We start from the raw sequence: 13,256 nt of genomic DNA, 5'->3' as shown, positions 1-13,256 counted from the left end.
CGGCGGGCCGGGGGGAGGGCCCGGCGCGCCGCGTGGGCCACCCACCCCCCCCACCCCCAGCCCCCCGCCCCGCCCCCCCCCCCCCCCCCCCCCCCCGCCCCCCCCCCCCCCCGCCCCCCCCCCCCCCCCCCCCCCCCCCCCCCCCCCCCGCCCCCCCCCCCCCGCGGGGGGGGGCCCCACGGCCGTGGCTGCTCGTACGGCAGCCAGCACAGCGACAGCCCCAGGACTCGTCCTCCTGGGGCTGTCTTCGCAGGTCACCTGACATGGAGGCAGACCCACATGCACAGCATGACACGCACCCGCCCCCTGCCCGCGCCGCGGGCCGGCCTCATCGAGGACATGGAGACCGACGATGACGCCCGCGGCCCCGAGCGGGACGAGACCGACCAGCTCCACCGGTACGTCCGCCGCCTGGTCGCGGACGGCGACCGCCGGGCCCGGCTCGCCGGGCGCCGCGCGCGTCGCACGCTCGCCGAGATGACCGGTGAGGTGGCGGCGTGATCACGAGCCTGACCGACGCAGAGCGCGAGGAGCTCTCGCGGAAGTTGGCGGAGCAGAACAAGCGCAGCGAGCAGGGCAGCGGCCGGTGAGCGCGGCCCGTCGGGACGATGACCTGTACGACCGCTATATGCGCGCGTCCAGGGAGCACACCGAGCACGCCGGGCGCTGCCCGGCGTGCCAGACCGACCAGCCCTGCGAGACCGACGCCCCGCTGCACGCGCGGTTCGTCGAGCTCCAGGACGCCTACCTCGCTCGCCTGTCCGAGCAGCAGCGCCGCTGATCCGGCCCTGCCCGTCGCCCCCGTCCCACTGGGCGGGGGCGGCGGAGAGCGTCGGGATTACCCCGCTCCGGCCGTACGGCCGACATCACGCGAACAGCCCCAGGGCCTCCGCCGTGGGGCTGTTCTGTACCGGATTCCTGGAGGACCTGATGCATCGCCAGCCCATCGCCCGTACCGCCCGCGCCCACTCCACCAGCCTGCCGGTCACCACGGACTGGCGCCAACGCGCCGCGTGCCGGGACGAGGACCCCGACTTGTTCTTCCCCGTCGGCACGACCGGCCCGGCTCTCCTGCAGATCGAGGAGGCCCGCTCGGTGTGTCAGCGGCGCTGCCCGGTGATGGAGATCTGCCTGACCTGGGCGCTGGAAACGGACCAGGAGCACGGCGTGTGGGGCGGGACCGATCCGGAGGAGCGCCGCCGGATGAAGCGCCGCGCCGCCCGTGCCGCGGCTCGTGACGGGGCCTGACCTGCTGGTCTGTCGGTTGCCTGATCCGCCCGGTCCCGCCCCTGCCAGAGAGAGGGCGGGGCCGGGCGGTGACGGGGAGCCGGACAGCCCGGCCCGCACCTCACGGAATCGAGGTCCTGATGCCCAAGACGAATACCGCCGCCCCCGCCGCCGCTTCGGCGGTGGTGTTCACCGGTGAGACCCTGCGCAAGGCCGCCGACCTGGAGAGTGCCGCCTACCGGCCGGTGTGGATCGGGGACTCCGGCGAGGAGTGCTCCGGCGAGGCGGTCGCCCGCCACTTGGAGGCCACCCTCGCCCTGCTGGAGCGGGACGGCTGGGTCCGCGTCTACACCGAGTCCGCGACCACGGCCGCGGTCGACGCCCTCGTCGACGAGGAGTCGATGAGCGTCGAGCAGATCCTCCGCCAGCTGCTGCGCATCGTGCGCGACGAGAACGTCGGCAGCGACTCCCGGTGCACCCTGTTCACCGCGCTGCGCCGTGTCGGCGAGAGCGACCAGGGCGACGGCGACACCCGCGACGCGGCCGCCGCGGTTCTCTCCCTGCTGGTGCGTGCCCACACCGGCCAGGACCAGGCCCGCGCCATGCCCTGGTCGGAGCGCTTGCACCGCACCTACGCCGACATCACCGCCTTGCTGTGCGCCGGCGTCGAGTTCGCCCTCGCGTACGGGCCCGGCAGCGCCACCCCGGCCACGGCCGCCGCCTGACCCGACGGCCACCGCCCCGGCCGGGCGGCGCCCGCCCACCGGTTCCGTTCGCCGGCTCCCGCCGGGCGGGCCCCGCACCCAGATCGTGTCCCGCACCACCGCACCGCTCCAGGCCGGCCGCCCACCCGACGGGCGGCCGGCCTTTCCCACCCCCGCGCCCCGGGCACACCCCGGGCCACACCCCCTGGAGGTACGGATGAACGCCCGCTCCCACTCCCGTCGTGGCTGGACCGCCGCCGACTACGACTCCGAGCAGAACCTGCTCGAGACCGGCCACCGCGACGCCGCCACCCGCGTGGCCCGCGCCCGCCGCCCCCACCCGATCCGCCACGCCCTGCGCACCCTCCGCCCCCGCCCCCGCCCGCAGCGCGTGGTCGTCGACTGGGACGCCGCCCGCCGTGCCGCCGCCGCGGTCGCCCGCGGTGACCTGGACGAAGCGAGCCGCATCGCCGACGCCACCGCGAACCCCCGCCAGACCGCGTTCGCGGCGTTCCGGTTCCTCGACGCCATCTGACACCGCGTCTGCCGACTGCCTCCCCCGCCCGTCCCGACCCCTCGTACGGGGGCCGGTACGGGCGGGGCCGAGGGGAGCCGGACAGCCCGGACCACCCAGACGCCACGAGGAGCACCACATGCACTCTCAGCCCCGCCCCGCCACGACGACGCCCACCACCGTGTTCCAGGTCGGCGACTTCGTCCTGTACCGCGACGCGACCCGATTTTGGGCGGGCGAGCCCGGTCACACCGTCGCCTGCCGCGTCGAGACGGTCCGGTCGTCCGGGACCTACGACCTGATCGCGGTCACGACGCTGCACCGCATCTATTCCGCGCGGTCGGAGTACATGCGGCTGCTGCCGGCCGTCGACGCGATGCGCGATATCGACACCGCTCCCCTGCACGGCGACGGGGCGGTCGACGGCATGACGGCGGCCGCGACGGCCTGGCTCGCCCAGCAGGCGACCCGTACCCACCAGCCGCCCGCCCGGCGCGAGTTGCCGCCGCAGCGCGGCTGACACCACGATCCCCCGGGCCCTCGGCAGGGATAGTGCCGAGGGTCCGGGGGATCGGACCGACCTTACCGACCGATGCATACGGAAGGACATCCCCCTGTGGCCCCCAAGACCACCACCGCCCGCCGCCGGCGCCCGGCTCCGCTTCCCCGCAAAAGGCGGATCCCCGCCCAGGCCGCCGCCATCGAGGTCACCGCACCGCTGGTGTTCGAGGAGGCCGACCCGCATCTGGCCGACGCCGCCGACCGCGCGGCCGACCTTCGGGACCTGGCCGCCGACGACGCCGCGCGCATCCTTACCGACGGCGAGGCCCGTGCCACCGCGCTGCTGGAGGCCGCGCGCGCCGAGGCGGCCTCGATCACCGAAACCGCCAGCGTCGACCGCTCCCGCACCCTGGCCGACGCCGCCACGGCCGCCGACCAGGCGCGCGCCGACGCGCAGACGGCGGCGGAGCGACTGCTCGCCGACGCCCGCGCCGAGGCCGGCGCCCTCGTCGCGATGGCGACCGGCAAGGCCGACGAGGTCCTGGCCGACGCCGACCAGGCCGCCGACCGGATCTGTGTCGACGCGCAGGCGGCGGCGGAACAGATGCTTGCTGACGCCCGTGCCGAGGCCGATGCCCTTACCCGGGCTGCGGCCGTCGACGCCGACCAACTGCTGGCCGACGCGCGCCACCGGGCGCAGGAGACCACCGCCGCGGCGGCGGTCGACGCCGATCGGGTGCTGGCCGAGGCGGAGCGCGTCGCGGCCGAGGCCCGGGCCCGCGCTGCCTCGGATGCCGAGCAGGTCCTGGAGCAGGCCCGTGTCGAAGCCGGACAGCTGCGCGACACGGCCAAGGAGCAGGCCGACCAGGCCCTCGTGGAGGCGGAGCGGGAGGCCGCCGCGCTGCGTCAGGATGCCGGCCGGGAGCGGGAGGCCGCCGAGCAGGAAGCCACCCGGGCCCGAGCCCTGGCGGAGGAGGACGTTGCGCGGCAGCGGAAGGTGGCCGCGGAGGATGCCGAGCGCACCGTCCGCACCGCGCAGGCCGAGGCCGACCGTGTCCTGGACCGCGCCCGTACGGCGGCCGCCGCCGAGCAGGAGCGGGCTGCTGAGGCGATGGAGGAGGCCCGCCGCGAAGCCGAAGAAGCCGCCCGAGTACAGCAGCAGGCTGAGGAGTTGCTGGCGAAGGCGACCGAGAGGATGCGGCGGGCGACCGACCGCACCGAGCGGCGCCTGGCCCGTAAGAAGCTGCGCCGCCAGGCCCGTACGGAGCGGCTTGTGGAGCGGGCCGCGCGCCGCGAGGGCCGACCCACCCGGAGCGAGCGGCTGAAGAAGTGGACCAAGACCAACGCCGAGAGGCTGCTGGTGGTCGGTCCGATCACCGCGCCGATGGCGGTCGCCTGGACCGGCCAGGCCGGCTTCGCCAAGGACATCCTCGGCTGGGTTGCCCCCTTCACCATCCTGTTCGCCGCCGCGTGGGAGCTGTCGACCGCGTTCGTCGGCTGGATGTACCACCAGGCCCGCAAGGCCGGCGACGCCGGCACCCTCTACCGCACCGCCACGTGGCTGTTCGCGTGCGGGGCCGCGGTGATGAACTTCTGGCACGCCTCCGCAGAACCCAAGCCGGGCGCCGCGCGGGTCTTCGACCCGGTATCTGGGGAGTGGGTGCAGCAGATGACCTACTGGAACATGACGCCGCGGGCCGTGGCGTTCGCGGCGATGAGCATCGTCGGGATGGTCCTGTGGGAGCTGTACGCGACCCTGATCCACCGCAAGCAACTGAGGGAGGACGGGAAGGTCGCCCCCGCCCGCCCGTCGATCGGCCTGGCGCGGTGGCTGCGCTACCCGCGGCACGCGTTCACGGCGTGGTCGCTGACGATCACGGACGCGTCGCTGACCACGCTGGACCGGGCGTGGTCCGCCGCGGACCGGGAGCTCGCGGTCCGCGACGCGGACCGGGCCGACCGCGCCGCGCTCCGGTCCGGACGGACCGTCACCCGGGTCGTGGTGCCCAGGCCCCGGACCGCCCAGCACGGTCCGTCCAGCATCCCCACCTTCTTGACGCTGACCCGGACCGACCGGTCCGGACCGCCCGCACCCATCACCCCGGTCCGGACCTCCACTCGGCCGGCACTGACGGACCGGCCCGGTCCGCACAACTCTGATCCGGTCCGGACCGGTCCAAGCCAGCCCGATCCGGTCCGCAGCGCGGTCCGAGCGGTCGACGCTCCGGACCGGACCGCCGGACCGGTCCGCGCGCTGGAAGCCGGTCCGGACCACCAGCGCGCCACCGACCTGCACACCCATGACGGTCCGGACCGCACCGCACCGGACCGGGGCCCCGGTCACACCGCGAGCGCGGACCGGCCTGACGCGGCCCGCGCCGGTCACACCGGTCCGGCGGAGGCCGGAGGCCCGGCAGCGGCGGACCGTGCTTCCCACCCGGACCGCGCCACCGCTCGGACCGGCCGGGAAGCCCCGGACCGGTCCGCCGGTCCGGTCCGGACCGGACCGTACGGGTCGGATCGCGCAGCCGGACCGGACCGGACCGCCCGTCACGAGCCGGACCGGTCCAGCGGTCCGGACCGGGGCGCGGAGCAGACGGTCATCGTTCTGACCGACCAGGAGCGGGCCGCCCTGAACCGGCTCCGGTCCAAGAACATGGCCCTCAACCGGTCCAACATCGCCGCCGAGGTCCGGTCCGAGGGAGGGACCATCGCCACGGACCGCGCCGGACAGATCGCCGTCGCCCTCAAGCAGCACGCACACACGGTCCACTGACCGCAGGGTCCGGCGACCGCGCTCCCCTTCACGGACCGGGTCGACGCCGACCCGGTCCGACATCCGGCACCACCAGTGAGGGCCAGCCCACCGTCTCGGGCTGGCCCTTGCTGCGACTGCCGGAAGCAGTCACCCCACCCCGCACCCTTTCTGGAGGACGACTCCCGTGAACCAGCCCGAGCACCGTCCCGGAGCGGCCCCGCAGGGCCGGCCGCCCGGGCAGGACACCCACAACCCGCTGCAGGACGTGGCGGCCAACGCGGCCGCCACCGCCCGCTACCTCGCCGACATCCAGCGGGTGGTGCGCGACACCGAGCGCCACCTGGCCACCCTGGCGGACGAGACCAGCGTCCACCTGCGCGCAACCCACCTGGAAGGCGACCGTTTCTGGCACGCCAAAAACCGCGCCCGACCGGTAGAAAAGGCCCTGCGGAAGGTGTTGAAGGACGCCAAAAACCTGGCCGCCGACCTGGAATCCGCCGCCTACAGCCGCCGCGCATTCGACGAGAAGTGCGCGGCCACGGTGAAGGAGCGCAGAGAAAAGGAGCTGCAAAAGCAGATGGAGAAGCAGCGGAAGAACAACCCGCAGCAGATCCCGCCCGCGCCCAGCGCCCCGCCCAGATTGCACAACCAGCCGGAAAGCGGCTATGCTGCTCCGGTGTCGACCATTCACGACCTGAGGGGACGTGAATCGGCATGAGCGGTGGAGGCCGCCCGCTGACGCGGAGCGAAATCAAAGCGCAAAACTCCCGCGAATACCTTTTGGGGCAGCGGGATGAATACATTCGCCGGTATGGCGAAGACCTCGGCGCTTTCCATTTCCTGGTCATGCTGGTGAAGGCGCAGGGCGCCAAGGCCCACAAGCGGGGTGATGTGCAGGCGCTGCGGCTGCTGGCCCACGACCTGCACGGCGTCTACCTCAAGCACACCCAGTAGCACCCGCCCGGGAGGGGGCCGGCCGACGCGGCCGGCCCCCTCCGGCGTGGTCCCAACGCCCGCACGCCCGCCCGCCCGCACACCCGCCCGCGCACACGCGTGTACGCGAGGCGCACCGTCCTTGTCAAGGAAGGAGCCCGACACGGTGTCCAGTACCTCCGACGGGCCCGGCGACGGCCCCGGCCGACTCATCCCCTTTCCCCCGGGAAACGGCGTCACCGACCGGCCCGTACCGGTCGCCGACCTCGACCGTCTCATTCCCCCGCCCGATGAAATCCCCCCGGAGAAGCCCGAGGAGCAGACGATCGAGCTCCCGCCCGTACGGGAACCGATCAGCCCGGAAAGTGCTCTGCGCGCCGAACCGGGCCCCGACTCCTCCCCGGCCGAAGAGGAGTATGACGCCGAGGAAGAAGAGGGCGAGTACGAATACGAGCCGCGCCGCACCTTTATGGAAAGGGTCGGTGACTGGCTCGAATACCGGATCGCCCGCGGCTACGCCGACCTCGACGCGGAAGGCCCCTACCGGGAAGCGGTCATCGCCGCGAAAATCGCCCGTCTGAAATCGGAAAGCGACCGCGAAATTGCCCTGCTCGAAGCGCACAACAAACTGCGCCAGGCCGCTATTCAGGCGGCGGCCGACAAGAAATCCGCCCAGGGAAAGGGCGACGCGGCCACAACGAAAACCGGCTCCGGCGCTTCCGGCGGCGGGCGGGGCGGGACCGGGGGCGGACCGTCCGGGGGCGGGAGGAACACCTCCGGGTCGGGCGGCGGACCGGGCGGCGGGCGGGGTGGCGCCGGGGCCGGCGCGGACAAGGGCGGCCGCAAGGACGCCAAGACCTCCGCCGCGACGTCGCCGTCCTCGGGGCGGGCGGAGGACAAGCTCCGCCAGCAGCAGGCCAAGGCGAAGGCGGACCGGCAGGCCACGGCCGCGAAGGCCAACGAGGACCGGCGGCGCGCCAAGGAGTCCAGTGGTGGCGGTCGGGACGGTGCCACGGGGGCCGGCGGGTCGCCGCGTCAGGAGCGGGCGGCCGCTCGGCAGTCGGCCCGCGCCGAGCGGCACGCCGAACGGGCCAGGGCCCGCGACCAGCGGCGATCTGCCGAGCAGGCCGCCGATCTGAAGGACCGCGCCAAGGACCGCGACCAGGCGCGCGCCGAGAAGCAGCGGGTCCGGGACAAGCAGTGGGCCGATCGCGAGAAGCGGCGGGACCAGAAGGAGAAGTCCAGGGCCGAGCGTGATGCCGCCCGCGCGGCCAAGCGCGAGGAGAAGAAGGCGGCCGACGCCAGGCGTACGACGCTGGGCGCGGCAGTCGTGGACGAGGCGCGGCGGCGGTTCGACAAGCGCCGCCAGGCCGCCAAGGACGGCGACAAGACCGGCGAGGGGGAGGCCCAGGAGCCGGATGCCGAGTCCGGCAAGGACAAGGTCGCTGGTGGGGACGGTGAGAAGGGCCCTGGCCCCGTCGACGGCAAGGACGGTGCGAAGAGCGCCGACAGTACCGTCGGCAAGGAGGACGTCGGCGGCAAGGACGAGAAGTCCGCCGAGCCGGAGCAGGATGCGCCTGCTGCCGGGACCGAGGACTCCAAGACCACGGGCCCTGAAAGCCCCTCAGACGGCACCGAGGGCACGTTCGTGGGCTCGGAGTCGGGGCAGGCCGACACAGGCGGCGAGAAGCCGCCTGGGGGCCCCGGTACGGCGGGCGAGGGCAAGCCGTCGTTCGGCGAACGGATCAGAGATCGGTTCACCAAGGGACGGCCCGTCGACGAGGACGACCCGCAGCCGCCGTTGTGGGAGCCGGCCGAGGCCGAGCGTGCCCGCCCGCCGCTGCGGCCGGAGCCCAAGGACGACGACATCGTCGACGCCATCATCGTGGACGATCCCGCCGACCAGGCCGCGCCCGCATATGCCCTCGAGAGCGGCAGGCCCGCGCAGGACGCCGGGTCCGCTGCGGACGGCGAGCCCGCCAAGGACGCCGGGCTCCTTGAGGACGCCCGCTCCGCCAAGGACGCCGGTCCCGCGCAAGACGACGGGCCCGTCGAGAACGGAAAGCCCTCGCAGGACGGCGGGTCCGTCGAGGACGGCGAGCACGCTGAAGGGACCGGGATCCCGGCGCAGGCCCCACCATCCGACACCAAATCTGAGGAGGACCCAGCGATGGGCAACAGTCCGACACGGGCGGGCTCGCGGCCGCTGGCCGCGCAGCACCAGACCGACATCACCTTCGGCGAGTACCTGGTGGAGATGACCAACATCGCCCTGGCCGCCCACCAGGACAAGGCGACGGCCGAGGAGATGATCGCCCGCCTGCTGGCCACGACCAAGGCGCTGGAGGAGATGGCCACCGACCTGGCCGGGGAGCACAACATCGACAAGAGGGTGACCTCGCGGCTCCGCGGCTTGTCCGAAGCGCTGACCGAGATGAAGGAGCAGGCCGAGCGGTGCGCCCAGGAGTGCGCTGTCGCCGTCGAGGCCGCCGGGTATGCCGCCGCGGGTGTCGCCCGTGTCTACGGCCAGGACATGGACGCCAAGGAGGAGGCGGGCCTGGAGCAGGTCTCGGCCGCCGCCCACCACGACTGACCCCGGGTCAGGACACCACCACGAGACAGGACACCACGATGAGCAGTGACACCGTCACGAACGACGACAACCGCTACCAGGCCATCCAGGACAAGCTGACCATGCTGTCCAAGGCGCTGGACGACAAGGCGATCGAGCTGGAGAGCCTGCGCATCCGGATGCGGGCCAACGCGAAGCGGGCCGAGGACACCGCCCAGGCCGTCGAGGACGCCGAGCTGGACCCGATGTTCGTGGAGTTGACCCACGCTGTTGCCGTCGCGCTGGGCAGCGCGGCCGTCCAGGTCCGCCGCCTGACCGAGGACGCGGTCGCCGGTGCGGCCCACGCCCGCCTGGTCCGGCGCACCCACGCCCGGCTCTACGGGAAGCTCGACGAGATCCGCTCCAACCGCCGGCATCGGACCCCCAAGCCCGGCTTCTTCTCCTACGGCTAGATCGTCGCTTCCCCCGATCCCACCGTCCCACCTTGTCAGGGGCCGGACCGCCACCACGCGGACCGGCCCCTGACCCGCTTCCCCCCTTCAGGAGAGTCCCGGATGTTCCTGCCGCGCAGTGTGGCGCTCGAACGCCTCGCCTACACCCTGACCGCTCCCGCCCTGGCCCTGGCCCCGAACCTGACCCCCGACGGCCCGGCGAACATCGCGCTCCTGCTGGCCGGTGCCGCCGGGACCGCCAACGCCCTGCACGCCGCGGCCGGCCGGCTGCCCGGCTCCGGGCAGCGCATCGTGCGCTCCCTCCCGCTGGCCCTGGCCGCCGGGGTGGACCTGGCAGCGGTGTGGACACCGGGCTTCGGCCCCTGGCAGAGCGACGCGCTGCTCGCGGCCGGCTGGGCGCTTCTCTGCGGCGCGCTCGCCCCGCTCTCGCGCACCGGACGGCGTGGCCACCGCCCCGCCCCGGCCACCCAACTCCCCGTTCCCGCAGCCCTCGCTGCCCCGGTGCCGGCGGCCCTGCCCGCCGCTGCCGTACCGGCGAAGGAGCCGCTGCATCCTGAGGACGGCGCCTCCCTCTACACCCGCAGCGCGCGGGAGTTGTGGGAGCGGGCGGGTCTTCCGGGGGGCACGCTGCTGGTGAAGGCGGTCCCGGACCCGGACACCCAGCGCGACCTGACGATCCTGCTGCGCTCGAAGGACCCCGGCCGTCCGATCAGGTCCCTCTCGAAAGCCGATGTCGCCGCTGCCTTCGCCGTACGCGAGGAGGAGGTCGCCCTGGCGCCGATGGAGCAGCAGCCCGGTGGCCGGCAGGGCGGGCCGGGCTGGCTGCAGGCCCACATCACCCCCGACGCCGCCGCCCGCCGCGCCAAGGCCCCGACGCCGAAGGAGCGGTGGGCCGACAGGGTCGCCGGGCCCAAGGGCGGCGCCCCGGGCTCCGAGCTCCTCACCGAGATCCGGGACGGCGAGCGCGGGGTGACGTTCTACCGGGCGCGGATGGTCGACGAGACCGAGACGCCGCGCATCGACCTGGCCCGGGTCTGCCGCGGCCTGGACATCCCGGCCGACGACTCCCGGGTGTTCGTCCTCGTCGAGGGCAGCGAGTTCCTCGTCAGCGCGTTCGACACCCCGCCGTTGTCGCAGACGTTCCCGGCCACCCGGGAGCTGCTCACCCCCGATGCCAAGGGGATGTACGTGTGCGGCTACGCCACCACCGGCCAGCCGGTGAAGAACATGATCTTCCAGCACGACAAGAACGCCCCCTGCCACGGCCTCATCCTCGGCGTCAGCCGCAGCGGCAAAACGCAGTACTTCGCCCTGGCCATGGCGGCCCACTCGCTGGGCGGCGGGGTGGTGTGGCTCTCCACCGTCCGCAAGGACGAGAAGACCTCCGTGCTGGGCCAGTACATCGACCGGCAGGGCTCCAACGCCCTGTGGATGGCCCGCTCCCTGCGCGCGGCCAAGGCGCTGTGCGAGATCCGGGCGGAGATGCCCTGGCCGCACGACGGCCGCCCGCACGACTACAAGCCCGGCGACCCGCGCTGCCCCTACCGGCCGCTGGCGGTGTTCGCCGACGAGTTCATGACCGCCTCCAAGGATGAGGAGTACGGCGAGTTCATCCAGATGGACGCCGACGACCTCACCGTCACCGGCCTGAAGTACGGGATCGGCCTCTACCTCGCCGGGCAGTCCCCGTTCGCGCACGACGGGTTCTCCTCCGGCATGAAGAACAACCTGCGGCAGAATTCCCGCGCGGTGGTGTTCAACATGGGCAACCCCGCTGCCACCCGCAAGGCCGTCGAAGGCGCGATGGAGGACGCTCACGACGTGCCGACCATCCCCGCCCGCTACTCCCAGCAGGAGGGCTCCGCGATCGAGCGGGCCATCAAGGGTGAGGCCGACCCCGAAAACGGCGTCTCCACGGGCGGCGTCGCCGTCATCGTCCTGGACAACGGCCGCGCCGTCCTCATGCGGTCGCTCTTCGCGGACTTCGACACCGACCTCGCCGGCATCTTCCCCGACGAGGTCTTCCGGCTCACCGACTACGAGATCGCGGAGCTCGAGAAGCGCGGCCTGTGGTTCGACTGGTCCGAACCCGAGCGGCCCGGCGAGTTCCGGCCCGTCCCCGACGACGACGGCGACGACGATGAGCCCTACCGACGAGACGGCGGAAGCGGCGGAAGCGGCGGTGGGAAGCCCGGCGGCGGGAAGCGCCGGACCGAGGTCACCTCCGCCCGCCAGGCCCTCGACGCCATCAAGACCCTCGTCCCCTAACCCACCCCACCCGCCTGGGCCCGGCCGCGTACTTGCGCGGCCGGGCCCACGGCCGCCCCCGAACGGAGAACACCGTGGACCCCCAGCTCACCCCGCCCACCCCGCTCGCCCCGTCTGCCCGGGCGTTGTCCGAGAGCGAGGCGGCCGCCGAGGCCCGCCGCCTGATCACCGACGCCTACCGCCCCGACCAACCGCAGCCGCAGCCAGCGGCCGGGTTCCCGACGTCCTACCGGGACGACTCCCCGCTCCCGACGGTCGGTCCCACCCCGCCGGTGGCCCAGCCCGAGACCCGGATCGTCCCGGCCTGGGCGGCCGGCACCGCCGTCGCCTCGATCGGGATCGGCGCCGGGATCACCGGGATCGGCTGCGGCGCCTGGCTCATCCTGCAGGGCCTGGCCGCCGTCACCCTCACCTCCGTGCTGATGGTCACCCTGCCGCTGGCCGCCCTCGCCGCCGTCGCCACCGCGATCGGCAGCGCCCTCCAGCACGCCCGCACGGCCGCCCCCCACCGAGAGACTTACTACACTGGGCCCGTCACCCAGCACATCACCCACAGCGAACAGACCGTGCACGGTCTGTTCGGCCGCATCACTAACCGCTGACCGGCGGGTTTCAGACGTTCCGCCCGGCTCTCGTCCCCCGCCCCCACCGCGGCACGCAGGACGAGAGCGGGACAGGCCGTCCGGCCCCACCACCGCTTTCGCGAAGGAGTACCCCGGCCATGTCGGCGCGGCCGCCAGCGTCCTGGGCGCCCTTGTGTGACTGAGCGTTGCAGCTGGCCAGGTGAGCGTTCATTCCTGTACCGGGGCCGGGGGAGCCGCCAACGGCTCGTCTCGCCGCCAGAACGTCGGACGCCACCAGTACAGAGTGCTCAGGTCCTCAGGCCATGCGCCACTACTTCTTGGCGGTTCAAAGGAGTCCCGCGACGGGTCAATCGGGCGCCATCCCGGATCCAGCGGCTCATCCTGTGCCGGAGGGCGTACGCGCTTGAGGAAGCGTTCTTCCATCGCACCGAAACGCTGGTAGTTGCGTTGCGCGTCCACCAGACACACCGCGTTGGCGCCGAAGCTCCACGGCCACCGCAACTGGACCAGGTCGTCCTCCCAGAAACACACGGAGCAGATGTCGTACGACCACATCTCGCCGAACATCTGGTGCCCACAGCAAGGACAGGGCAACCAGCCTCCAGGAGGCGGCGCGGTGGTGCTCTCGGGGGCCGTCAACGATGCCCCTGCCGCTTCTGCTGCCTCCAGTGCGTCGAGCTCGGTTAGCTCGGCTCGTATCTGCTCATCCGCATCACTCACGGACGCAAGGCTATAAACATCCC

The 13,256-nt window shown here is 73.5% G+C and carries 13 protein-coding genes; 12 read left to right on the top strand and 1 reads right to left on the bottom strand.

What is annotated here, in order from left to right; all coding sequences use genetic code 11:
* Positions 1 to 279: 279 nt before the first annotated feature.
* From AC07D6_RS29535 to AC07D6_RS29480, 12 genes are all read left to right on the top strand, one after another.
* Positions 280 to 501 (top strand): hypothetical protein, encoded by a 222-nt coding sequence (locus AC07D6_RS29535; protein ID WP_479049476.1) that lies wholly within the window; start codon positions 280 to 282, stop codon positions 499 to 501.
* A 127-nt stretch (positions 502 to 628) separates the two neighbouring features.
* Positions 629 to 781, top strand: a complete 153-nt coding sequence (locus AC07D6_RS29530; protein WP_479049474.1) for a hypothetical protein — start codon at positions 629 to 631, stop codon at positions 779 to 781.
* A gap of 149 nt (positions 782 to 930) precedes the next feature.
* Positions 931 to 1,248, top strand: a complete 318-nt coding sequence (locus AC07D6_RS29525; RefSeq protein ID WP_479049472.1) for a WhiB family transcriptional regulator — start codon at positions 931 to 933, stop codon at positions 1,246 to 1,248.
* A gap of 119 nt (positions 1,249 to 1,367) precedes the next feature.
* Positions 1,368 to 1,952: a DUF6197 family protein gene (locus AC07D6_RS29520; RefSeq protein ID WP_479049470.1), complete on the top strand. Its 585-nt coding sequence runs from the start codon at positions 1,368 to 1,370 to the stop codon at positions 1,950 to 1,952.
* A 196-nt stretch (positions 1,953 to 2,148) separates the two neighbouring features.
* Positions 2,149 to 2,466 (top strand): hypothetical protein, encoded by a 318-nt coding sequence (locus AC07D6_RS29515; protein WP_479049468.1) that lies wholly within the window; start codon positions 2,149 to 2,151, stop codon positions 2,464 to 2,466.
* Positions 2,467 to 2,584: 118 nt separating this feature from the next.
* Positions 2,585 to 2,965 carry a hypothetical protein gene (locus AC07D6_RS29510; protein WP_479049466.1) on the top strand — a complete coding sequence of 127 codons (381 nt, stop codon included), beginning with the start codon at positions 2,585 to 2,587 and terminating at the stop codon, positions 2,963 to 2,965.
* Positions 2,966 to 3,061: 96 nt separating this feature from the next.
* Complete coding sequence (locus tag AC07D6_RS29505; RefSeq protein WP_479049464.1) at positions 3,062 to 5,722, top strand: hypothetical protein; 2,661 nt, start codon at positions 3,062 to 3,064, stop codon at positions 5,720 to 5,722.
* Positions 5,723 to 5,888: 166 nt separating this feature from the next.
* Positions 5,889 to 6,422 (top strand): hypothetical protein, encoded by a 534-nt coding sequence (locus AC07D6_RS29500; protein WP_479049462.1) that lies wholly within the window; start codon positions 5,889 to 5,891, stop codon positions 6,420 to 6,422.
* Between the two features lie 381 nt (positions 6,423 to 6,803).
* On the top strand, positions 6,804 to 9,230 hold the full coding sequence (locus tag AC07D6_RS29495) for a hypothetical protein (RefSeq protein WP_479049460.1): 2,427 nt from the start codon (positions 6,804 to 6,806) through the stop codon (positions 9,228 to 9,230).
* A 38-nt stretch (positions 9,231 to 9,268) separates the two neighbouring features.
* Positions 9,269 to 9,661, top strand: a complete 393-nt coding sequence (locus tag AC07D6_RS29490; RefSeq protein WP_479049458.1) for a conjugal transfer protein TraB — start codon at positions 9,269 to 9,271, stop codon at positions 9,659 to 9,661.
* A 102-nt stretch (positions 9,662 to 9,763) separates the two neighbouring features.
* A complete protein-coding gene (locus tag AC07D6_RS29485; RefSeq protein ID WP_479049456.1) occupies positions 9,764 to 11,929 on the top strand; it encodes a chromosome segregation protein ParM in 2,166 nt (721 codons plus the stop codon).
* Between the two features lie 74 nt (positions 11,930 to 12,003).
* Complete coding sequence (locus AC07D6_RS29480; protein ID WP_479049454.1) at positions 12,004 to 12,531, top strand: hypothetical protein; 528 nt, start codon at positions 12,004 to 12,006, stop codon at positions 12,529 to 12,531.
* Between the two features lie 189 nt (positions 12,532 to 12,720).
* On the opposite strand, the gene AC07D6_RS29475 is transcribed toward AC07D6_RS29480, so the two are convergent.
* Complete coding sequence (locus AC07D6_RS29475; protein WP_479049452.1) at positions 12,721 to 13,233, bottom strand: CPCC family cysteine-rich protein; 513 nt, start codon at positions 13,231 to 13,233, stop codon at positions 12,721 to 12,723.
* Between the last annotated feature and the right edge of the window lie 23 nt (positions 13,234 to 13,256).

Source organism: Streptomyces sp. NPDC045287 (assembly GCF_056432325.1).
Note: the sequence above shows the minus strand (reverse complement) of the source record. Positions and strands in the feature narration are given on the sequence as shown.